Genomic DNA, 23563 nt, shown 5'->3' on the forward strand with positions numbered 1-23563 from the left:
AAGCCTGCAGACTTCTGGTCTATACCAATTAGCCAGGAGCCCACCATCATGATGTCACGCCGTTTATTCCCCTCCACCTTGCTTGCAGGTGCCGCAGCCGTTGCACTTGCTTCAAACGCCCAGGCCACTGAATTAACCGTGTATACCGCCGTTGAGTCAGATGACCTGCAAAAATACGCCGAACGCTTCAGCGCGGCGCACCCGGATATCGAGATTAACTGGGTGCGCGACTCCACCGGCGTGATTACCGCCCGCCTGCTGGCCGAGAAAGACAATCCCCAGGCTGACGTGATCTGGGGCCTGGCCGCTACCAGCCTGCTGGTGTTGGAAGAGGAGGGCATGCTGGAGCGCTACGCTCCCGCTGGCGTTGAGAATCTCGACCCCAAATTTGTCGATGTGGCCTATCGTGATGGTGAAGACCCAGCTTGGGTGGGTATGGACGCCTGGGTCGCTGCTATTTGCTACAACACCATTGAGGGCGAGCGCCAGGGCGTGCCGATGCCGACCTCTTGGGAAGATCTCACCCAGCCAGAGTTTGAAGGCCATGTGATTATGCCTAACCCCAACTCGTCGGGTACCGGCTACCTGGATGTGGCCAGCTGGCTGCAGCTATGGGAAGAGGATCAGGGCTGGGATTATATGGATCGCCTGCATAACAACATTGCCCGTTACACCCATTCTGGCTCTGCTCCCTGCAGCCTGGCGGCCACCGGTGAAACCGTGGTGGGCGTGTCATTTGCTTTCCGCGGTGCGCGCTTGAAGTCCCAGGGTGCGCCTATTGAAGTTATCTTCCCTGAAGAAGGGCTGGGCTGGGATATGGAGGCCGCCGCTATTATGACTGGTACCGACAAGCAGGAAGCCGCGCAAACGCTTATGGATTGGGCAATCTCCCGCGATGCCAACGAACTCTATAACGAAGGCTATGCAGTGGTTGCCTACCCAGGTGTGGCACAGCCGATTGAAAACTACCCCTCCGATATTACTGATCGCATGATCGACGCCGACTTCCAGTGGGCTGCCGTCAATCGCGAACGCGTGCTGGCCGAGTGGCAGCGTCGCTACGATGGTAAAACCGAGCAATAAGCCGCGATCAGTTGCCCCGGCCAGTGTGCCGGGGCATGGAGATGTTATGCACACGACAATGACATCGCTGCTGGCGGCCGACACACCAACGGTGATGACTCCCACTACTCCCCATTTAACCATTGAAGCAGTCACTAAGCGTTTTGGTAGTTTTACCGCGCTGGATGGTATTTCCCTAACCATAAACGAGGGCGAATTTGTCTGCTTTTTGGGCCCCTCCGGATGCGGCAAAACCACCCTGTTACGCACGATTGCAGGGCTGACCCAGCAAACGACGGGCACGCTTATTCAGCGTGACAAGGATATCTCCACGCTGCCCACCCAGGCGCGGGATTTCGGCATTGTGTTCCAGTCCTATGCGCTGTTTCCCAACCTCACGGTGTTCAACAACGTGGCCTATGGGTTGCGCAACCGGCGGGTAGAGCGGTCACGCATCCAAGCACGGGTGGGTGAGCTGCTCGCGCTGGTGAACTTGACGGGCAGCGACAACAAGTACCCGGCGGCGCTTTCCGGCGGGCAGCAACAGCGCGTGGCGCTGGCGCGGGCATTGGCCACCGAGCCTGGCCTGCTGCTGCTGGACGAGCCGCTTTCGGCGTTGGACGCCCGGGTGCGGGGCCACCTGCGCAGCCAGATTAAAGCCCTGCAGGCGCGCCTCGGGGTGACCACCATCATGGTGACCCACGACCAGGAAGAAGCGCTGACCATGGCCGACCGCATCGTGGTGATGAACCACGGCGTGATCGAGCAAGTGGGTACCCCGGCGGAGATCTACCATCAGCCTGCCAGCGCCTTTGTGGCCTCGTTTATCGGCAGCATGAACTTCCTGGAAGTGACCGCTCAGGGCGATAACCAAGCGCTGCTGGGTACCATGCCCTGCGCCTGTCTATCGCATACCTTAAAAGTGGGTCAAGCCGCCCAACTGGCTATTCGGCCCGAAGCAGTGGCACTTAGCCGTCAAGCGGGAGCGCTGAACGGTGAGGTGATCGGCATCGAGTTTTTAGGTCCCTTTCAGAGGGTCACTTTGCGCCTAACGGACGTTGACCAAACGCTAATTGCCGATGTGCCTAGCCGCGATAGTACCGACTTAAACCTTTACCAGGGGCAGGTTCTAGGCATTCACCTGCCCGCCGAAGCCGCCCGTCTTTATCCCGCCGGGAGCAGCCAGCAATGATCGCCGAGAGCTTTGTAAAATCGGCGACCAAGCCGTCGCTAGAGTCGCTGATCCGCTTGTTGGCGTTACTCGCTGGCGTTGCATTGCTGGTGGTGGGGCTGCTGTTCCCACTCGTGACCATGCTGATCAAGAGCCTGCAAGACCGCGCCGGCGACTTTATCGGCCTAGCTAACTTTGCCCACTATTTTCAAACCCCGGCGCTGGTCAATTCGATCGCCAACTCGTTGCGGGTGGCGTTGATGACCACCGGTGTGGTGGTCGGGTTAGCGTTTTTATGCGCCTACGGGATCACCCGAACCTGCATGCCGGGCAAGCGGCTATTTCGCATGTTGGCGATTCTGCCCATTTTGGCGCCATCGCTGCTGCCCGCGATTAGCCTGGTCTATCTGTTTGGCAATCAGGGATTTCTGCGCGATTTACTGGCCGGCCAATCGGTTTATGGACCCATCGGCATTGTCATGGGGATGAGCTTCTGGATATTTCCTCACGCGCTAATGCTGCTGACCACCGCGCTGACCAACAGCGATGCGCGGCTCTACGAAGCGGCCGAAGCGCTGGGTACCCCCAAGTGGCGTACGTTTTTGACTATTACCTTGCCCGGCGTGCGCTACGGGCTGATTTCTTGTCTGTTTGTGGTGTTTACCCTGGCGATTACTGACTTCGGCGTGCCTAAAATTATCGGTGGCCAGTTCAGTGTGCTGGCTACCGACGTCTATCGCCAAGTGGTGGGGCAACAGAACTTTCAGATGGGGGCTGTGGTGAGCGTGATTCTGCTGCTGCCTGCAGTGCTCTCGTTTATCGTTGACCGCTGGATACAGCGGCGCCAAGTGGCGCAACTCTCGGCACGGGCCGTGCCGTGGCAGCCTAGCCCCAGCCCGCTGCGGGATTGGATATTTACACTGCTGTGCTACGCGGTGGCGGGGGCCATTGTGCTGGTGATCGGCACAGCGGTGTATGCGTCGCTGGTGCAGTTCTGGCCCTACAACTTATCGATAACCTTTGAGCATTATACCTTCCAAGGCATGGCCGATGGTGGTTGGGGGGCGTGGTTTAACTCGCTCAAGTTAGCGTTTAGCGTGGCCTTGGTGGGCACGTTAGTGATCTTCTTTAACGCCTGGCTAATCGAAAAGAGTGAAGGCTTTCGCCCGCTGCGCCAAGGGCTGCACTTTATGGCCATGCTGCCCATGGCGGTGCCTGGCATGGTGCTGGGGCTTGCCTATATCTTCTTTTTCAATCAGGCGGGCAACCCGTTTAACTGGCTGTACGGCACTTTGATGATTCTGGTGCTCAACACGTTGGTGCACTTTTATACGGTGTGTCACCTCACCTCGGTAACCGCGCTTAAACAGCTCGACCCTGAGTTTGAAGCCGTCGGGGCCTCACTGAAAGTACCGTTTTGGACAACCTTCTGCCGGGTAACGCTGCCGGTGTCGCTGCCCGCGGTACTGGATATATCGGTTTACCTGTTCGTCAATGCGATGACCACGGTATCGGCAGTTGTGTTCCTCTATAACAGTGACACGCGGCTGGCCTCGGTGGCGGTGCTGCACCTGGATGAAGCCGGTTACTTTGCCAGCGCTGCGGCCATGGCCGTGCTGATTTTCCTCACGTCTCTGGTGGTGAAGCTGCTCCACACCGCACTCACCCATGTTTTATTAAATAACGCCCAGCGCTGGCGCCATGCGTGCTAGCTGACACCTAGACAGCCGCTGTGCTTACTATTAAAGTGTTTTAAAAATCTGGTATATACCAAAATGACCGATAACGTGAGCAAGGACATAAAAGACCCCTATTTACTAACCCCCGGGCCGCTGACTACTTCCCATGCGACCAAAGCCGCCATGCTGCGTGATTGGGGCTCCTGGGATGACGACTTTAACCAAGTGACTGCCGGCATTCGCACCCAGCTGCTTGCCATGGCCGAGGCAGCAAGCGACGAGTACGCCTGCGTGCCTATGCAGGGCAGCGGCACCTTTGCTGTTGAGAGTGCGCTGGCTTGCGCCACTGATCCCAACGGTAAAGTACTGGTGCTGATGAATGGTGCTTACGGCAAGCGAGCCGGCCAACTGCTGGATACTATAGGGCGCGTCTATATCACCTTGGATAAAGGCGACTATCTGCCACCCCAGCCCAATGAGGTGGCGGCGCTGCTGGAGCAATATCCTGATATTACAGCGGTATTTTTAGTGCACTGTGAAACCAGCTCGGGCATTTTGAACCCGTTAGAGGCGATTGCAGAGGTGGTGAACGCTCATGGTAAAACGCTCATCGTCGATGCGATGAGTTCCTTTGGCGGCGTACCCATCAGCCTCGCGAAAACACCCATCGATGTGCTGGTTTCCTCTGCCAACAAGTGCATCGAGGGCGTGCCTGGATTTGGTTTTGTGATTATTCGCAAAGCGCTGCTTGAAGCAGGAAAGGGGCGCGCCCACTCACTGAGCCTGGATCTGCACGACCAGTGGTCGTATATGGAACGCACTGGTCAGTGGCGCTTTACGCCGCCCACTCACACCGTGGTGGCCTTTCAGGCCGCACTTGCCCAGCACCGGGAAGAAGGCGGTGTGCCAGGGCGCTGCGCGCGCTATACCCGCAATCGTGATGCGCTGGTAAAAGGCATGAGAGCGCTAGGCTTCAGCACGCTGTTAGAAGACGAATGGCTATCGCCGATCATCACTACCTTCTTAAGCCCAACCGATCCAGCGTTTGAGTTTAACGCTTTCTACGCGGCGCTAAAGGCGCGCGGGTTTTTGATCTATCCCGGCAAGTTGACTGAAGTGGAGAGTTTTCGTATCGGCTGCATTGGTCAGCTAGGCACCACGGTGATCGCGGAACTGCTAAGCGCCATTCAAAACACACTTGCCGAGATGGGCGTTAGCCTTTTTCCAGGCCTATCTTCACAATCAGGGAGCGCCTAATGCAGTATCAATCTCCCCAATGCTTGCAAGCGGTTATCTGTGACTGGGCAGGCACGCTGGTCGACTTTGGCTCCTTTGCGCCTACCCAGATCTTCGTCGAAGCGTTTGCTGAGCTGGGCGTGGCGATTAGCCTGGAAGAAGCTCGCGGCCCCATGGGTATGGGTAAGTGGGATCATATTCGGACACTCTGCAACCATCCGGACATCGCCGAACGCTTTGTTCAGGCGGTAGGCCACGCGCCTTCTGATGACGATGTAACGGCGCTTTATGAGCGCTTTATGCCGCTGCAGATTGCCAAAATTGCCGACCACTCGGCGGTGATTCCCGGCGCGCTCGACACCTTAACTACGCTGCGCGCCCAGGGGCTGAAAATCGGTTCCTGCTCTGGCTACCCGGCGGTGGTGATGGAAAAAGTCGTCGCTTTGGCTGCGGATAACGGTCTGCAAGTTGATCACGTAGTGGCGACGGATGAGGTGCCCAATGGCCGTCCGTATCCTGCTCAGGCGTTGGCCAATGTGATTGAGTTAGGCATCAGCGATGTGGCTGCCTGTATTAAAGTGGATGACACCACGCCGGGCATTCTTGAAGGGCGCAGCGCGGGGATGTGGACGGTGGCGCTTACCTGCTCGGGCAATGCGCTGGGGCTAACCTATGCGCAATATCAAGCGTTGAGTGATGCCGAGCGCCACGCCGCCCACGAGCGGGTGGCCGCGCAATTTGCCCCCTCAGCACCACACTACTGCATTGAGACCATTGCCGAGCTACCTAGCGTGGTCGATGCCATTAATACACGTCTTCAACAGGGAGAGCGTCCTTGAGTCCAGCCGCGCTTGCTCTGGTGCTGGTCTCGGTATGCATGCACGCCGGATGGAACGTGTTGGGCAAACGCAATGCGCCGTCGTTAGCCTCTTTTACCCTGGCTTACGGCGCGGGTGGTGCGGTGATGCTGCCGCTGGTGTTGATTGGGCCGTCACTCACTGCATTACCAAGTGCATTCTGGGGCTGGTTGGCGCTTTCGGGATTATGCCAAATGCTCTACATGGGCGGCTTAGCCTGGGCCTACGCGAGAGGGGACGTTAGCGTACTCTACCCCATCGCCCGTGCATTGCCGGTAGTGTTAGTGCCGCTGGTATCCATTGTGCTGTTGGGTAGTCGGGTGCTGGATCGCTGGGACGGCCTTGGTATGGTGCTAGTCGTGGCAGGCGCGCTCTGCCTGCCGCTTAGCCATCCGCAGGCGCGCAGGTTATCCACCTACCTCACGCCCGCCATGGGGTTTGCGTTGCTGGCAGCGGCGGGCACCGTTGGCTATTCACTGATCGACAAGCAGGCCCTGGGGCTAATGCAGGGGGCAGGGCATAGCGGGTTAACCGCCGGAGCGGTGTTTATGGTGCTGCAAGCGCTGATGACGCTAAGCTGGTCGGTACCGCTACTGGCGTTGCTACCGGCAGAGCGCCGCCGCCTGCCTGCACTCCGCCAGCAGGGGCTGACCATGCTGGTCGTCACCGGGCTGATGATGACCTGCACCTATGGCTTGGTATTAATCGCCATGGCGCTTACCGACGAGGTGAGTTATGTGGTGGCGCTGCGTCAGCTCTCCATTCCAGTGGGGGTGCTAATGGGTGTGCTATGGCTGAAGGAGCCCGCATCCAGGGCAAAAGCCATCGGTACGCTGGTGATGTTGGCGGGGCTGGTGCTGGTGGCGCTTTAGGCCATTACGCTGGCGGCGCTATTGGCACCGCCAGCGTGAGGTGATCTAGCCAGCCATCGTCGTTGTTTTCGGCTGCCAGCGGATTGTCAGTTCTTCGATGCTACTGGGCATCCCCAGCTGATTCCGCTTGGGGGCTGTCATTTGGTTGATAAGCAGTGGAATATAAGATGGTCAAGATAATGGCAGTGAATATATATATGAACGTGTTTACTAGTGGGGTTATCAAAGCAAAAGATATCAGGCTAAAGAATTGACCGCCAATCAAGCTAGAAAAAAGTCCAATGCAATATTCAAAAATAAATAGCAGAGCGATTAATAAGGCAAGTGAAAAGAATAGCGACCACTGGCAATTTTTAGTCATGCTCAAAGATTCTCTCAACGATATGCTTCTGTCTAGTGCTATGCCTACAAAAATAAGTGACAGCCTTAATGTGAAAAACAGAGTGACCAGGAAGAAAGTTAAGGGGATAATGCCCATCAAGATGTTGTACATGATAAGGGGTAATGAAGCTCCGATAAACATGCTTGGTACTATCCATAAAGCCAAGAATCCAATGCTGTACAAAAGATATTTTATTTCGCGCTTTTTGAATTTCAATTTAAAAGGCTCTGGCTGTTCGTCGAGTAAAATTGTCCGTGTTGTATTTATTGAGATGATCGTCAGAATGGCCATGTCAGCAACAAAGAAAAGTATATATAAAAGTGAGCTGGCACTGCCATATGAAAATCCTGTATAAGCTGATCCGTAGCGCACCAATTGAAGCAAGATATACAAAATTAAAGGCAAGATGACGCCTTTTAATATAGCGATACGATATTGGTTAATAAGATACAGTGAGCCGAGGGTGAATTTTGCAAACATGCAATTTCCTTAGTTTTAGTGTGTTGTCAGGGAGACAGGTCGGTAAATTTTAAAAAAACACCTATAAGAGAGGTGTAAAGTGAGATTGTTGCGTTTCTGTAAATAGATACATAGAAAATTTTGACCACAGAATATTAATTCTCTGCTAGTTGAACTCTTCGAATATTTACTTTGTTGGTGCTAAATTTTATTCGGAAAGTCTTTCTAATTATCCTGTGGCTAAATTCATCCCATTTTGGCGGCTGGGAAAAACTTTAAGACGATGATGCTTCTGCAACGCTATCGCTAAGGAAGACAGCTTTATGTCTTCCCTGACGGATAGTGGATGGGGCAATATCCATTTTTTTAATAATGTGCTAGAGCTTATTCCTCTGTTGAGGGGAATAAATAATACAGCTCCTCAATATTGTTCTCATGAACGATGCGCTCTAAAGAGTAACCTGCCGAATTGGTGTAATGGATGTCTGCGCCATGTTCGATTAACGTCTTTACGCCATCAATATTTTCAGCAATAGCTGCTATTAAGAGAGGGGTGTTATATGGAGCATTGTCATCAACGCTATAATTAGGGTTGAACGTCATTGATAAAAGGTGATTTAGTTTAGATAGCATATCTTCCCTTCTTGCTATCTCGAATAAAAGTTCGCTATTAGCTTGAGTTATATTTTTTTCAGGTATAGATTCCATTAAATCTAATATTTCATCTAAATCATTGCCCCTCTTTAATAAAATATCAAAGAAGGTAGCGCCTTTAGGGCTAACAACAGTAAAGTCGGCGCCATGCTCCAGTAGTAGCTCAACTCCTACCAAGTTGTCATTCACAGAAGCTAATAGAAGTGGCGTATTATATGTTGCTGTTTCCAAACACGGATGCATCTTTGGATTTGGATCCCCTCCATTTTCTAACAGCATAGCCAAAACTTCATTGCTAGACCATTTTGCGGCTGCTTCCACAGGAGTTTCACCCTGAAAGTTAGTAATGTTAGGATCTGCACTCTCCGCTAATAATTTTTCAGCTAAAGCAATATCATTGTAAATTGCTGCCATAAGCAAAAGCCCTGCACCACAAGCATTTGTGATATCAGGGTTAGATTCACTACTAAGCAGCTCGAAAGCTAAAGAGTTATTATCCATTGCCAGTATAGCTTGATTAATCGGTGTGTCAGGATCATTTTCATGCTCGCATGCGCAATCTGCGATTACACTAAAGCTCACCATTGATAATATTAATGTAGCAATGGCGCTAAAGCTTCTCTTGATATTCATTTAATATCCTTATTCTAATTCCAGTTATCAATCTGCCATGTTTGTTTTCCAGCAGTTTCTCTACAACTGTCCATGTTGTCACCAAACCTTGCAGGTATGGTTAATAGCTTTGAATTTGGTATGACTTTGGTGTCTGAAATTAATTCTTGAATCTTATTAGCCCCATCTGCAATCTGTCCTACTGTTTCAATTTCATCTGGAACCTCGCCTCCTCCTAATGCTGTCGAAATAATCGCACAACCAAGGATACCTGATGTTGAATCGTCATGGGTTGCGGTTGAAGGACTCAGACCGCCGCTGTACCTACCTGAATTGTCAAGATATTGACAATGGCCATCTCTATTCACTGCCATTCCTTGTCCTATACAGGCTCGTTCATCTTCCAGATCCAGGCCTGGGGCGCTCATGCTGTACAGGTGGCCGCTGGTTAGCACTACCAGTTAAGATTTTTGTTGGCAATGCTACCGCCTACCGCCAAGGAAAGCAGCTGGATGCCCCTCTTAGCATATGTTGAACAAAGCAAGGTCCATGTTATAGTTACTAGTTGAGTTCAGGCCTTACTGCACCGAGGCAGTTGATGCTAGTATAAAAAAAACTATGATACCGATCACACCAAAAAGTATGTATCCATAAGAAATAAATATGTACAGCCTTACCCAGAATAAAAGCTTTGGGTTAAAATCATCATTCCACCTTTTTGGGGACAGTATGTACTTAGTAAACGTTCTTGACCTCTTTGCAGGGTTTGGTTCGGATTTTACGTTAAAATACATTTCATAGATATTTTTTTCCTTTTTAATTTCTGATTTTAACTTCAGATAAGTTAGTAGGTTTGCAATTCCCACAATGTAAAATATATAAAGCCAAGGCATTAGCTGTTAGCTCCTTAGTCGTTACAGTCTAAAATGTACTGTTCTGCTTGAACCCCAGATACGACAGCAGCACCAAAGCCATAACCTCCCCTAATCCCGCCTGTAACTCCATCAGTACCGGCTGATAGTGAAGTGTCGCCTCCCCATACACCAGTACCAGCAGAAATAGATGTAAACCCTCGCCAATCAGTTCCACGTTGATTCTCAGGTGCACCATAATTTGCACTTCGACCAACAGACCCAACTATGGCTGCTCCACCACCAGCTCCTATTCCCGCAATGGTTGATATACCCTTACTTGATGCTTTCAGTGCTAATTCGGCTGCCAAGCCCTGTCCGCCCGCTACAGAAAGCATAGCTTCATTGTTATCTAAGACGCTTAATGCAGAGCACATTGACTGAGCAGAAGCTGTGCTCCTCTCATCTACATATTGCCCAAACATTCTCGGGACATCTTTGAGCGCTCGCCAAAAAATATGTTCTTCACCTACTCCAGTTTGTTGGTTCTGAGGAGACATACTTCGCCCATAGGCTTGACCTGCTGGAATACTAAGCGGATCTAAATGATGCATATTCGCCCCAAACAACCCCAACGGGTCCGCCATGCTTATTGGGTTAGTGACGTAGCCATACAAGTTCGTGCCGCCATTGAGGCCAATAGGATCCTGGCTAATGTAACGCCCTTGCTGTGGGTCGTAGTAGCGGTGGCGGTTGTAGTAGAAGCCACTTTCTTCGTCGTGCCATTGGCCCTGGAACCGGATCGGCTGGGTGAGGTTGCGCACGGCGCGTTGGTTTTTGACCGCTGCCCAGTCGTCCGGTTCGGCGAGCCAACGGGGCTGGCCGCTGGGGGTGACCAGTTGCATGGGTGTGCCCAGGGCGTCGGTGATGTAGGCGCTAAGCACTTGGCCTTGCTGGGTGTCATCAATACGCAGCATGGGCACAAAACTGCCCGGCTCGTAGACCACCGTGGTGCGCTGGTTCTCGGTTTCTTCCCGCACAATGCGGTCACCGTCCCAGCCGTAGTGAGTGGTGGCGGTGGTGCCGTTGGTGTCACGCACGGTTTTGCTGATGCGGCGGCCCAGGCCGTCGTAGCGGTAGGTGGCTTCGCGGGTCGCTCCCAGTTCGCTAGCGTGGATCAGGTGCACTAAGCGATTGGCGCCGTCGTAGCCCAGGGTTAGGCGTTCGCCGTTGGGCTGTTGGCGTTCGACCAGGTTACCGGCACCGTCGTAGCGGTAGCGGGTACCGTTGAGTTGAGTGAGGCGGTTATCCGGCAGGGCCTGCTGGTCGTCTTGAGGCACTAACCGATTACCCGCCGCGTCTACTGAGTAGCGGTGGGCGGCTAGCATTTGGTCGATGGTGTGAGCCATGGTGCTAGGGTGATTTGGCTTTTAGGCAGATTACCGTCTGGTAAGGTGAAAGGAAGGCTTCCCAGACGGTCAAGCTACAGTGATTCGTGCTGCTATTATTTATTGCTTAGTCTCAGGAGCGACTTATCGGCGATTCTTTTTATCCCTTTTTACATCCTTTTCTTTTTGATATTTATCTAGGTAGTCACCGAAGCCTTGTATGAGAAGTATGAATGTGGTGCCAATCGCTATTACGCCAGAGATCCTTAACACCCACATCAGTAGCTCCCACTTCTCCACTACGAAACTCTTATCAGATCCAAGCGCGAGTATGGCGCCACTCGCAAAAAAAATCATAAAAGATGAGAGTCGGATTTTATTGATTAACTTCATATCATTTCTCCCTATCTCCCTTTCTTAAAACTGTCGTGGTTGTTTTACAGTGCTGAATCCCACCTGCTAGGCCAAAACTAGGGCCAAGCCAACCGCTTGCTCCAGCTAAAGCCCCTCCACCAACATCAATAGATGCACCGCCTCCTTTAATAACAGCACCGCGCACAAAAGGCCCCCAAGTTTCTGAAACGCCATCTTCAAGGGGAGCGGAGCCAACACTCGCATTTCCTCCAACGCCTGCCCCTCTAAACATACCTAGGCCATACTGTTGGCATTCAGTCATGACCCAGGCAGCGTTACCAACATTGTCGAACTTTAAGCCCGTCGACACTGTTTGGCCGAATACACCGCCGAATGTTTCTACAGAAGCGTTTCCTTCACCGGTTATAACAATATTTTCTGCAGCCCTACTCACAGTGTTGGATTGGCTATAAGGCCCGCCTCCCAGGCCATAGACTCCACTGAGCCCTTGTGGGTCTACTTCGATGCTTGGTGCAACCGAATATTGATACATGTTTACCCCGCCTCTTAACCCAATCGGATCCTGACTAATATACCTGCCCTGCTGCGGGTCGTAATAACGGTGGCGGTTGTAGTAGAGGCCGCTCTCTTCATCGTGCCATTGACCCTGGAACCGGATCGGTTGGGTGAGGTTGCGCACGGCGCGTTGGTTTTTGACCGCTGCCCAGTCGTCGGGTTCGGCGAGCCAGCGGGGTTGGCCGTTGGGGGTGACCAGCTGCATCGGGGTACCCAGTGCATCGGTGATGTAGGCGCTGAGCACTTGGCCTTGTTCAGTATCATCAACACGCAGCATGGGCACAAAACTACCCGGTTCATACACCATCGTGGTGCGCTGGTTATCCGTTTCTTCCCGCACGATGCGATCACCGTCCCAGCCGTAGTGGGTGGTGGCGGTGGTGCCGTTGGGGTGGCGTACGGTTTTGCTGATGCGTCTTCCCAGGCCGTCGTAGCGGTAGGTGGCTTCGCGGGTCGCCCCCAGCTCGCTGGCGTGGATTAGGTGCACTAAACGGTTGGCGCCGTCATAGCCCAGGGTTAAACGTTCGCCGTTGGGCTGTTGGCGTTCGATCAGGTTGCCTGCACCATCATAGCGGTAGCGGGTGCCGTTGAGCTGAGTGAGGCGGTTATCAGTCAGTCCTTGCTGCTTGTCTACCCCCTGCTCTAGCCGATTACCCGCCGCGTCCACAGAGTAGCGGTGGGCGTGGTCGCCGTGTTGGCTGCCGATCAAGCGTCCGGCGGCGTCGTAACTGTAAGCAATCACCTTGGAGGCTTGGTCGCCTTCTATATTGCGGAAACTCATCCGCCCCAGGGCGTCGTACTGGTACTGCTGTTCGTTGGCGGCGCTGTTGGCACCGCGCAGGGTAAGGTGGTCTAACTGACCGAGATGGGTATAACCGCGTTCTAAAATTAGCGGCTGTGATTGCTCACTACCGCTGAGGCGGCGCTGGGTCTCCCGGTGCAAAGCATCGGGTTCCAGGGCGATCTCAAGATCCAGGCCGGGGGCGCTCATGCCGTGCAGGTGGCCGCTGCCATAGGTATGCCAGTTTAGTGCGGGGAGATCCCCAAACTGGCTGGCCTGGGGCGCGCCGGTAGCCGTGAGGCTGTGCTGGTGCTGCCACTGCCAGCCGCTATCGGCATGTTGCTGCTGTTCGCCGATTAAGCGTTGGGCGTGGTCGTAGTTAAAACTGACCTCACCGTGGTCGTTGGTGACGCTGAGTAGCTGGCCATTCGTACCCCACTGGTACTGCTCCGTGCTGGCCGGGGCGTGCTCGGTCGCGGGTAGATGGCGGGCGGTGAGGCGACCGGCTTGGTCATAGTCGTAGCGGGTAACCAGCGGCTGGCCGTCGGGGCCAGGGCGGTTGGCTTCGACACGTTCGATCAAGCGCCCGGCGTCATCGTAGCGATACTGCTGCTCCCGGCCATCGGGGCCGGTCTCGCTGGCGAGGCGATCCATCTCGTCGTAAGTAAAGCGGTACACCGCGCCGTTGCCCAGGGTCAGCTCGCTTAAGCGGCCCACGTCATCATAGGCGGTGAACTGCTGGCTGCCGTCGGCCTCGATGCGCTGCACCGGGCGGCCGTGGTCATCAAAGAAGAACTGCTGCCTAAACCCTTGCGGGCCTTCCAGCTCCACCAGCCGCCCAAGAGCATCCACATGGTGGTGCCAGTGGGTGCCGTCCGGCAGTTGCGTGGCGAGTCGCCGACCCATCTCGTCGTGCTGGGTGCGGGTGGTCTCGCCCAAGGCGTTGGTGACACTGGCCAGATAGCCGTGGCGGTCATAGGCGTATTCGATGCGCTGCTGGGAGCAGTCGATTTGGGCGGTGACCTGGCCCAGGGCGTTCCACTCGCGCTGGTGGGTCGCCCCACCCGCATCGGTAATAGTTGTGGGGCGATCAGGCAAAGCATCGTGTTCGTAGGCGAAGGCGGTAGTGCCTTCCGGCCCGGTGACTTCCACTGGAAGCCCCTGTTCGTTGCGCGTTATTTGCCACGTTTGATCCTCAGGCCCTTCGATACTCACCGGCTGGCCCAGGGGATCGCGCTCAATCGCCCAGCGGGTGCCGTCCGGGCCGGTCTGTGCAATCACTTGCCCATGCTCATCCCGTTCGATCAGCGTCTCGTGACCCAGCGGATCCACCGTCGCTACCTTGAGACCCGCCCGGTCGTAGCGGAACTCGATGCGCGAGCCGTCGGCGCGGGTGTGGGCCGTCCAGCGGCGACCGGGGCCGCTGCCCACAAAGTGGTAGCGCTCCTCCCGGCCCAGGCTGTCGGTGACCAGGGTATGATCCACCTGGTAGCTATAAGAGCGTGCCAGGCCACCGGCTTCCTGCTGGCCGACCACCCGGCCATCCGGGGCGTGGCGATCCCAGGTGTAGTGGGCTTCCATGCCCCCGGGCACCCGGTGGGCGGTCAGCATGTGATCTTGCCACTCAAACTCGCGCACCACTTCGCCGTGGCGGTGGCGCACCGCAATCAAATCACCCACGGGGCTAAACGAGTAGCGCACCAACCAGTCGTCCTGGGCGCTGCCATCGTGTGCTTGCACCAGCTTGACGCCGGTTAGGCGCTGCCCGGCATCGTCGGGCTGGGCAGGAAGCAGGCTGTCGTAAACGAATTGATAGCGACGCTGGGCGCTGTCGATCACCGTGACCAGCAGACCACCTTCCCAGTGGTACTGGGTGGCATAGCCGTTGCGATCGCGCTCTTCGATTAAGGGCCAGCGAGCAGCGTTATCGCTTGAGCTATTACCCGAAGCCGCATCCGTGGTGGACGCCATGTTTGCTGGCTGGGCAGAAGTTGGGCTGGCAAACACATAGTAAAGCCCGCTGGCATCGCTTAACACGATACGCTCCGGGTCATTTCGCAGCGTCTCATCCAACGCTTGCCAGCGGGGCGCATCACTGTCTTGATTAGGCATATCATCCGGAGCACTGGAGCTAGTGCTCCCCCCACGGCGTATCCACAGCTGTTCGGTGGGCGAGAAGCGCGCCTGGCCGGGGGCCAGTGCGCCAAAGGTAATTTGACGCCCCTGGGCATCGTGGACAATACAGGCATCATCGTTCTGGGTAATGGCCAGGGACTCGCCGGGGAGCGACCAGCCCTGACCGAGTACCCCAATCCGCCCGTTGCTGGAGAGATAACCCCGGCTAAATACAAACGGCCGTGGCGCGGGTAGCGCAAAATCGGTCTCGGCGGGCAGCAGCTTGGCGCCCAGCAGCGGGTTCACTGGGCTACCCACCGCGGGTTGGCAGGCACTGCAGTCGTCGGCCAGGCCATCGGTGATATCGATATCGTCTAACGCTAGCGGGGTCGCGGTGGCAATCTCACTGCTCAGCAGCGGTGCCTGGTGCGGCTCGAGGGTGACGTCCTCGCTCTCCTCGGGCTCGGCTTCCCCGGGTAAGCGGGGCAGCACAATGGCGTGGCCCTGGCCGCGCCCGGGGCTACCGCCGGAGTTGATCTTGACCTGGGGGCCGACAATGGTCACGCCGCCGGGGTCGAGCTTGATAAAGCTACCCCCGGCTTTAAGGGTGATCTCACTACCCGCTTCCAACACGATCTGGCTGCCCGCCTTGTGGTGCAGCTCGCGGCCGGTCTCCACCAGTTGCGCCTCGCCGTAGACCTCATGGCGGGTTTGATCGACCTGGAGGTGGTCATCGCCCTTGATCTGGGTGTAGCGCTTGCCGTGTACGGTGAGGTGGTCGTCGTTATGGATTTCGCTCAAGCGGTTGCGGTGCAGCTTGAGGTGGCTGTCCCGACGGATCTCCTCGGTGCGGTCGTTAAGGGTCAGCAGCTCCAGGTCTTTCTGGGCATGCAGCCAGATCTGCTCTTCGCCGGTGGCGTCCTCAAAGCGCAGTTCGTTAAAGCCTTCCGACTTATGGCTCTGGGTGCGGATCACCGTGCGGGTCTTGTTGGCCGGCAGTGGATAGGGCGGGGTATTCACCGCGTGGTAGGTGCGCCCGGTGACCAGCGGCTGATCGGGGTCGCCCTCTAAAAACGAGACAATGACCTCGTGGCCGATTCGGGGGATCGCCATACTGCCGTAGCCACCGCCTGCCCAACCCTGAGCCACCCGTACCCAACAGCTGGCGGTCTCGTTGGGTTCGGCGTAGCGATCCCAGGGGAACTGCACCTTGACCCGGCCGTGTTCGTCGCAGTAGATCTCTTCGCCTTCGGGGCCGACCACAAAGGCCACCTGGGGCCCATCGACCCGCGGTTTGGGATTGGGCATCGGGCGGAAAGTCTGATCCTTCGGCATGATCACCACGTCATTGTGGTAGCGGGTCATCAGCTCGCCTGACTGGGCACTGCTCCCGTTATTTCCCCGGGCCATACCGTCCTCTTCCAGGGCCTGGGGCTGCTCGCCGTGGTGAACCACCGAGACCACCTGCCATGCTTGGTTAAGGCTATCGATATCGTGGTCGGTGAGGGTAAAGCAGACGCCGGGGGCGAGCTCAGGCAGATCACTCTCCGCTTCAGCGGTGGTGGCGTCGGCGCGCAGGGACTCTAAGCGGTGGCGGGTAAAGGGCTTACCGGACGCGTCCTTCTTATAGCGGCCGGGGTAGTCAAAGTGCTCGTAATCCTCCCGCTGGGCGTGTTCGCCCAAGTTGGGAGCGAGGTGCTCGTGGATCTGCGCATAGGGCGGGTTTTTAAAGGTGTAGTCCTTGAGCATCGCCGAAGCAGGGCGCACCCGGTTGGCCTGACGCAATTTACGCAGGTGGCGTCGGGGCGGCGTGCCCCCGGCGCGACTGTGGTAGGTGCGCTCGCCCACGCTGGGCAGCACCACCGTGGCATCGGCAAACACCAGCTGGTGTTTACCACCTTCGGCATTTTCAAATTCATGAAAATAGAAGCAGCCCTCTTCGGCGGCTAAACGCTCGATAAAGGCCAGGTCGGTCTCGCGGTACTGAACCAGAAATTCACGATCAAGGGGCGTGCGGGTGGTGGCAAAGCCGATATCGTTGAGGCTGCGTTCGCTGGCGAGGGTGGTGATGGCGTCAAAAGGCGAGGTGTCCTGAAAGATCCGCGAGTTATGGCGCAGCGATAACCGCCATAGCGCCGGACGAATCTCTACCCGGTAGAAGCTGCGCCGGTGTCCCCTGTCGCCGCGGTGAAGCTCAGCGACCATGCCATGGACACGACGTAGCGGCTCGCCGTCCTGCCAAATGGTCAGGGTGGCGTTTTGATCCAAACAGTCGCTGGGCGACAGGTCGTGGGTGCGGCTGGCAAACTCAACCGAGAGCGCAAACGGCTCAGACAGCGCCTCGCGATGGGTGAAGCGCACCACGGCGGTGTCAGCGGCCCCGGGTAGGGTCAGGGTAAACTGTAGGCCTGTGCCGTCTGCCATCACGCCGCTCCTTGGATCATTACCAGTAAATGAGAAACGGTCAGGATAGCGAGCCGGGGCCAGAGAGCAAGGGCTGGAGGGCAAGTGACAGGGATCTCTTACACGTTTGTAAGAGATCTCTTACAAAAATTTAAGCGATGTCTTACAGCTTAAACGCTTAAAGGATGATCGTATGAAAAATGAGCTGCACTCCGTACTGAATACCACCCTATTTCAGCGCCTGCCAAATCAGATTAAAACCGACTAAAAACATGGCAAAAATCACCAGCCGGTAAAACAGCGTTTCGTTGACCCGGCTTTGCAGCCAGAGGCCGTTGCGCACGCCGATCCAGGCGATGGGCACCAGCAGCAGCGATGCCCAGGCGCTGGTGACGTTGATTTCGCCAAGCCACATATAGGGCACTAGCTTGATCACGTTGACTACGGCAAAGGTCACCGCACAGGTGGCAATAAAGGTCTCTTTCGATAGTTTGCGCGGCAGTAGGTAAACGTTTAGCGGCGGCGCGCCCGCATGAGCCATAAAGCTGGTAAAGCCGCAAACGCTTGCCGCTGGCAAAGCCCAACGGGGGGAGATCGGTTTCTTGGCAACGGGCTTGAGCAACATGTAAGCGGCGAACAGCAGGGTGATCACGCCGAGAGTCAGGCGTAAGCCCTGTTCACTCAAACTGCCAAACAGCAGCGTCCCTACCGTCACGCCGATAAACAGCCCCGGCACAAAGCGCCAGACCTCAGTGGCGTCCTGCTTGCCCCACCATGCTTTCACCGCAAACACGTCCATCACCAGCAGTAGCGGCAGTAGTAAGCCCGCTGCCTGGGCGGGGCTGATCGCCAGCGCCATGAGCGGCACTGAGAGCGTACCAAAGCCACCCGCAAAGCCACCTTTTGAAACGCCGGTCAGGTAAACGGAAAATGCAATTAACAACCAGGCGATGACGGAGTAGTCGGGGAGCATAGGGCCTCTATGGTCTTTTATTAAAGGTAATGCACAAAAAAGCCCCACATCAGCGGGGCTAGTTAGCATAGCATTAGAAAAACGTTAGCGGGCGAAGAGTCGATCTATTCAGCGTTCATCAGCCATTCGTGATCCGGGTCGTTATGGAATTTCCATGCCCGCTTGGGCCCCGCCATCACATTTAAGTAGTAGAGCGAGTAGCCATGGGATGCGCCCACGGGGTGGTAGCCTTTGGGTACCAACACGCAGCAGCCGTTCTCCACCGCCATCGTCTCGTCTAGGCTGCGGTCATCGGTGTAAACGCGCTGGAAGGCGAACCCTTGTTCAGGATTAATGCGGTGGTAGTAGGTCTCTTCCAGGTATGATTCGTGGGGTAAATTATCCACATCGTGTTTATGCGGCGGGTAGCTCGACCAATTGCCCGCGGGTGTGAATACTTCGACGACCAGCAGGCTATCGGCGGGTTCGGTTTCCGGCAGAATATCGTGTACGTGGCGGGTGTTGGTGCCCTGGCCTCGGGTGCTCTGCTTGATGCTGTCCGGGGCGATGAGCCTTGGGGCGTGATTGCCATGCCCTGGGGCGGCGCACACGGCTAGCTCTAAGTCCGTTGTCGCTTCCACCGCGTAGCTAACATGGTCAGGCAGGTAAACCGCATAGGGCGGAATCTGCTCAAAAATATCCATGCGCTGGCCAATATCTTCAAAGCGGTGCTCGCCGCAGACCACATTGGCGCGACCGGTGAGCAGCACCAGGCAGACTTCCTGATCATCGCTGCTGGCCTCCAGGCGTTGGCCCTTGGCGAGTTTATGCACCCGAAAGCCAACGTGCTTCCAGCCAGCGGAGGCCGGGGTAACCTCGATGATAGTGCCCTGCTCATCAGGGGGGGTGGGGCGAACGAGTAGCGATGACATGCCTGCACTCCTCTTTTAGGGTAATCCACTGCGGATGATGTTGCCGGAATGACACTGCTCAAAAGCATCCGGCGCGGGTCTTAGTGACAATACTCAAGAGTTTAGTATCTATGGAATTAAAATTCCATATATGCCGAGTATTAGAATTTTTATTTTTATATGGTGAGGTAAATCATTAGCCATTCAGTCATCAGGGTAAAAAGTAAAAAGCGCCCAATAGCTGGGCGCAAAGATCAAAACAGAGCGAACGTTCGAACCGGTTAGAAGAAGTATTTCAAGCGGATTCGGGCACCATAGCGATCAGTATCGCTGCTATTCATATCATTCTCATGGTCAACGTAGCTGTAGTAAGCCCCGATATAAGTATCGAAGTCATTCAACCCCAGCACATTAGCAAATCGGTAGGACGTATAAACCGTATTCGACTCATTCCGCCCTTCGGGGGTTAACATATCTTGGTCGACGTCGATGTTGGGATTCACTTCATCAATCTGGTTGCGTGCATAAATATATCCCAGACCAATATTGTTCCAGATGGTATTTACCCCAATGGAACTATTGCTCTCTTCGTGAGCCTCTAGGTGAGCCAAACTGAAATTGACGATTAAATCACCTCCATTGTAAGAGGCTGTGGCGCCGTAACCCGTCCGGTCGCCAATATCGGCTCCCCGCTCGTCAACTACCGAGTCGCTGACCACATTGGTCTCCATACCCAGCGCAAATGACCAGTCACCAGGCTGCCAAGCAATTACCGGGCGAACGATAGCGGCACTCTTAGTATCATCATCAATGCGGTAGCCATGGTACGTATCGCCATCAAAAAGGCCCGACCGATCGCCCATCAGTGTGGCGACTTCAGCATAGAAGTCATTACCAAAACGATGGCTGAGCGCAATCTGCCCTGAATCACCACGCCCTCGCCCTTCACGAGCCTGATAGACATAGCTCTGGCCGTCACTGTAGAGGCTATCCGAAGTCGTTCCGCTGTACTGAATAAAAATATCATGCCCCAGCGGGAATAAATTAAAGGCTTCGAAACGACCCACTTTAACCTCGGTTCCTCGCTCACTACCTACCGCCAGCCAAGCATCATCCAAACCAGCATTACCACTGGTACCCCAGAGCGGCTGTAACTTGAACCGCGCAAAGTTTCCTTGATGATGGCGCTCACCACTAATATCTAACAGTATCCGCCCGTCTTGGTTGAAGCGATCATCGCGACCAAGGGACTCGCCTGATTGGCCTCGAAAAAGAGAAACGCCCCCTTCATGCTCGTTATAGGCATTAATATCTAGCTCTACATCGCCCCCAAAACTTAGCGAGCCTCGCTCATCTTCATAAGTTAAAGCTGCCATCGTCGATGTGGCCATTCCCATTGAGATAGCCGCTATTAGCAAGAGTTTTTTGTATTGGGCTACTGGCATGTTAAGTCTTCCTTTTTATGGTTGTTGTATTTCATGTTTACCATTAATAATGTGCTGAAATTCTTGAATAACGCTGATGCAAGGATGAGATGGGGCATCTTTGATACCCCTTAAATGCAATGGAAGGCTGCTCTCAGGCGGTTTTTAGACGACGACGTTGGCGATATTGGTCGATGACCACGGCTGCAATGATGATGGCGCCCTTGACGATGTCCTGGTAGTAAGCGTCGACTCCCAAAAAGGTGAAGCCACTGAGCATTACCCCAAGAATCAGTGCACCTATCACCGTGCCAGCAATGCGCCCGACACCCCCCGCTAGACTCGTCCCTCCGATCACGGCTGCGGCAATGGCATCTAGCTCGTACATCAGGCCCATACCCGCTTGTCCTGTACCCGCACGAGCAGATGCCACGACACCGGCCAAGCCCGCCAGAAGGCCAGCAATGGCATAGACCATAATGAGGTGCCTACGAACATTGATGCCAGAGACGCGAGCCGCCTGGGGGTTGGCGCCAATGGCGTAAGTGTATTTGCCATAGCGGGTGTACTTCAGCGCGATATGGAAGAGCACTGCTACCGCCAGGAAAATGATCACAGGGTTGGCCCCTGAACCAATCCAGGTGAATTGATCGGTAAGCATGCTCACCGGCTGGCCATCGGTATAAGCGCGAGCCATACCCCGCGCACTCACCATCATGCCCAAGGTGGCGATGAAGGGGGGAATCATGGCAAAAGCTATTAAGGCGCCATTGATCAAGCCTGCCAGGGCGCCGATCAAGAGCCCGGCCAATAAGGGTAATACCCAGGGTAGATCGGTGAGTGCCGGGTAGACAGCGCGGAGATAGTCTGACTGTTGAGCAAAACTGGCGGTTACCATCGCCGTTAGGGCGAGTACTGACCCCGATGAGAGGTCGATGCCGCCGGTGATAATCACTTGGGTAACACCGATGGCGATGATGCCGATAATCGACATCTGTAGAATCATGATTAGTAAGCGTTGCGGATTCATCAAGAAGGAGTCACCGCGCACGATCCACCCCAGAACCTCGAAAAGAAGTGCGATGCCGACCAACACTAAGAAGATGCTCACCTCGGTAGGAATCTTCTTTTTACGCTTCTTGACCACCTCCAGTTGATCGGTGGTTTCAACTGTATTGTTCATTGTTTTCTACCTCATTAATGCCCGTAACCGGGAAGGTCAGTCCTCGATAACCGGCATTTCCACCGGTGATGAGGCAAGCTCCATGATGTTGACTTGATTAGCTTCACTTCTATTTAGAAACCCAGTCACTCTGCCTTGATGCATCACCATGATTCGGTCACTCATACCCAGCACCTCCGGCAGTTCGGAAGAGATCATGATGACTGCTACGCCTTGCTTGACCAGTTCGGTGATGAGCTTGTGAATTTCAGCCTTGGCTCCTACGTCGATACCACGAGTAGGTTCGTCGAGAATGAGGATACGTGGCTTAGTCAAAAGCCAGCGGCCAATCAGCACTTTCTGCTGGTTGCCTCCAGAGAGATTGCCGATACGCTCTTCCATAGAAGGAGTTTTGACTCGCAAGCGCTTCTTCATCGAGTCGCACTCTTGATCAAGTCGGTTCTGTTCGACGAAAGTGCCGCGTGTATAGCCATCACGTAGCACGGCCATTTCCATGTTCTCTTCGACTGAAAGACCCAGAAATAAACCGGTCTCTTTCCGGTCTTCGGTAAGTAGTGCCAAGCCTCGCAGCATTGCTTGGTGCGGCGAGCTAATGATTTCTTCTTTGCCATCAATGTAGATACTGCCTGATGTGGGCGGTGTCACACCGAACAGCGTCTCGGCAATATTGGTACGCCCCGAACCGACCAAGCCCGCCAGGCCGAGTATCTCGCCAGCGCGCACCTCAAAGCTTACGTCCTGGAAGACGCCATCCAAACAGAGGCTGTCGACCGACAGCACCACCTCGCCGATGGGAACCTCTTCCTTAGGGAACATCTGAGTTACCTCGCGACCCACCATGAGCTTGATAATCTCGTTGGAGGTCATGTCGCGGGCGGCGGCGGAGTGGATGAATTGGCCATCGCGGAAAACCGAAATATCGTCAGCGATCTCGAACACTTCATCCATCTTGTGAGTGATGTAGATAATGCCTTTTCCCTGCGCCCGCAGGTCAGAAATGATTCTGAATAGGTGCTCCACTTCGCGGTCAGCTAGTGAGGAGGTCGGTTCGTCCATGATGAGTACGTCGGATTCGTATGAGACAGCCTTGGCAATCTCAATCATCTGGCGGCCAGCGACGGTGAGCTTTCGCACCTCCATTTCTGGATCCATGTCGATGCCCAGACGCTCAAAAAGCGCCTCTGTCATCTGGTTCATTTTGTCGTGGTTAATCATGCCAAACGCATTGAGAGGCTCACGACGAATCCAAATGTTTTCGGCGATGGTCATAAATGGCATCAGGTTAAGTTCCTGATGGATCATGGCAATCCCGGCTTCCAGTGCGTCCAACGGGCCCTGTAGTGCCAACGGCTGGCCTTTTAAGCGAACTTCGCCTTGGTCGGGAATATAGACGCCGGCGATGATCTTCATCAGGGTCGACTTGCCTGCGCCATTTTCACCCATTAGGGCATGAACGGTACCCGGACGAACTTTCAGCTGGACGTTATCCAGTGCTACTACCCCGGGAAATGCCTTGCGGACATCGGCTACTTCAAGAATGAATTCGGCGCTATCGGGAGTCAGGTCTTCTGCGGTCATTGACGCCATGCTGGTTTCTCCTGAAACATCAAAGCTGGCTCGCCGTTAGGCGAGCCGAACGCC

General features: G+C 55.0%; 17 protein-coding genes and 1 pseudogene. 6 read left to right on the forward strand and 12 right to left on the reverse strand.

The window, feature by feature from the left end:
* Positions 1 to 48 precede the first annotated feature (48 nt).
* The 6 genes from AC4EYZ_RS14910 (at position 49) to AC4EYZ_RS14935 (ending at position 6877) form a co-directional block, all read left to right on the forward strand.
* On the forward strand, positions 49 to 1083 hold the full coding sequence (locus AC4EYZ_RS14910; RefSeq protein WP_138801138.1) for a putative 2-aminoethylphosphonate ABC transporter substrate-binding protein: 1035 nt from the start codon (positions 49 to 51) through the stop codon (positions 1081 to 1083).
* Positions 1084 to 1129: 46 nt separating this feature from the next.
* On the forward strand, positions 1130 to 2254 hold the full coding sequence (locus AC4EYZ_RS14915) for a putative 2-aminoethylphosphonate ABC transporter ATP-binding protein (protein ID WP_474191251.1): 1125 nt from the start codon (positions 1130 to 1132) through the stop codon (positions 2252 to 2254).
* Positions 2251 to 3945, forward strand: coding sequence for a putative 2-aminoethylphosphonate ABC transporter permease subunit (locus AC4EYZ_RS14920; protein WP_027957160.1), 1695 nt, complete (start codon positions 2251 to 2253; stop codon positions 3943 to 3945). Before AC4EYZ_RS14915 ends, AC4EYZ_RS14920 begins: the two co-directional genes overlap by 4 nt.
* A gap of 63 nt (positions 3946 to 4008) precedes the next feature.
* Positions 4009 to 5169 carry a 2-aminoethylphosphonate--pyruvate transaminase gene (locus tag AC4EYZ_RS14925; RefSeq protein WP_190374458.1) on the forward strand — a complete coding sequence of 387 codons (1161 nt, stop codon included), beginning with the start codon at positions 4009 to 4011 and terminating at the stop codon, positions 5167 to 5169.
* Positions 5169 to 5987: a phosphonoacetaldehyde hydrolase gene (gene phnX / locus AC4EYZ_RS14930; protein ID WP_474191250.1), complete on the forward strand. Its 819-nt coding sequence runs from the start codon at positions 5169 to 5171 to the stop codon at positions 5985 to 5987. The genes AC4EYZ_RS14925 and phnX overlap by 1 nt, the downstream gene beginning before the upstream one ends.
* Positions 5984 to 6877, forward strand: coding sequence for an EamA family transporter (locus tag AC4EYZ_RS14935; RefSeq protein ID WP_474191249.1), 894 nt, complete (start codon positions 5984 to 5986; stop codon positions 6875 to 6877). The genes phnX and AC4EYZ_RS14935 overlap by 4 nt, the downstream gene beginning before the upstream one ends.
* A 100-nt stretch (positions 6878 to 6977) precedes the next feature.
* Here AC4EYZ_RS14935 and AC4EYZ_RS14940 read toward each other — a convergent pair whose 3' ends face one another.
* The 12 genes and pseudogenes from AC4EYZ_RS14940 to AC4EYZ_RS14995 form a co-directional block, all read right to left on the reverse strand.
* Positions 6978 to 7739 carry a hypothetical protein gene (locus AC4EYZ_RS14940; RefSeq protein WP_474191248.1) on the reverse strand — a complete coding sequence of 254 codons (762 nt, stop codon included), beginning with the start codon at positions 7737 to 7739 and terminating at the stop codon, positions 6978 to 6980.
* Between the two features lie 363 nt (positions 7740 to 8102).
* Positions 8103 to 9005 carry an ankyrin repeat domain-containing protein gene (locus AC4EYZ_RS14945; protein ID WP_474191247.1) on the reverse strand — a complete coding sequence of 301 codons (903 nt, stop codon included), beginning with the start codon at positions 9003 to 9005 and terminating at the stop codon, positions 8103 to 8105.
* A gap of 14 nt (positions 9006 to 9019) precedes the next feature.
* Entirely contained in the window at positions 9020 to 9358 is a 339-nt protein-coding gene (locus AC4EYZ_RS14950; protein ID WP_190374463.1) for a hypothetical protein, read from the reverse strand.
* A 533-nt stretch (positions 9359 to 9891) separates the two neighbouring features.
* Positions 9892 to 11244, reverse strand: a complete 1353-nt coding sequence (locus AC4EYZ_RS14955; protein WP_490203851.1) for an RHS repeat-associated core domain-containing protein — start codon at positions 11242 to 11244, stop codon at positions 9892 to 9894.
* A 123-nt stretch (positions 11245 to 11367) separates the two neighbouring features.
* Entirely contained in the window at positions 11368 to 11616 is a 249-nt protein-coding gene (locus tag AC4EYZ_RS14960; protein ID WP_190374465.1) for a hypothetical protein, read from the reverse strand.
* Position 11617: 1 nt separating this feature from the next.
* A complete protein-coding gene (locus tag AC4EYZ_RS14965; RefSeq protein ID WP_490204287.1) occupies positions 11618 to 15367 on the reverse strand; it encodes an RHS repeat-associated core domain-containing protein in 3750 nt (1249 codons plus the stop codon).
* An 87-nt stretch (positions 15368 to 15454) separates the two neighbouring features.
* Positions 15455 to 17473 (reverse strand): annotated as a pseudogene (locus tag AC4EYZ_RS14970) (type VI secretion system Vgr family protein); the annotation flags it as partial.
* A gap of 208 nt (positions 17474 to 17681) precedes the next feature.
* Complete coding sequence (locus tag AC4EYZ_RS14975; RefSeq protein WP_474191394.1) at positions 17682 to 18425, reverse strand: sulfite exporter TauE/SafE family protein; 744 nt, start codon at positions 18423 to 18425, stop codon at positions 17682 to 17684.
* A 104-nt stretch (positions 18426 to 18529) separates the two neighbouring features.
* Positions 18530 to 19336 (reverse strand): 5-deoxy-glucuronate isomerase, encoded by an 807-nt coding sequence (iolB, locus tag AC4EYZ_RS14980; protein ID WP_474191395.1) that lies wholly within the window; start codon positions 19334 to 19336, stop codon positions 18530 to 18532.
* A gap of 260 nt (positions 19337 to 19596) precedes the next feature.
* A complete protein-coding gene (locus tag AC4EYZ_RS14985; RefSeq protein WP_474191396.1) occupies positions 19597 to 20760 on the reverse strand; it encodes a carbohydrate porin in 1164 nt (387 codons plus the stop codon).
* Between the two features lie 133 nt (positions 20761 to 20893).
* Positions 20894 to 21922: an ABC transporter permease gene (locus tag AC4EYZ_RS14990; RefSeq protein WP_474191397.1), complete on the reverse strand. Its 1029-nt coding sequence runs from the start codon at positions 21920 to 21922 to the stop codon at positions 20894 to 20896.
* Positions 21923 to 21958: 36 nt separating this feature from the next.
* Positions 21959 to 23509, reverse strand: a complete 1551-nt coding sequence (locus AC4EYZ_RS14995) for a sugar ABC transporter ATP-binding protein (RefSeq protein ID WP_474191398.1) — start codon at positions 23507 to 23509, stop codon at positions 21959 to 21961.
* Between the last annotated feature and the right edge of the window lie 54 nt (positions 23510 to 23563).

The sequence above is a fragment of the Vreelandella sp. 162(4c) genome (genome assembly GCF_058152265.1).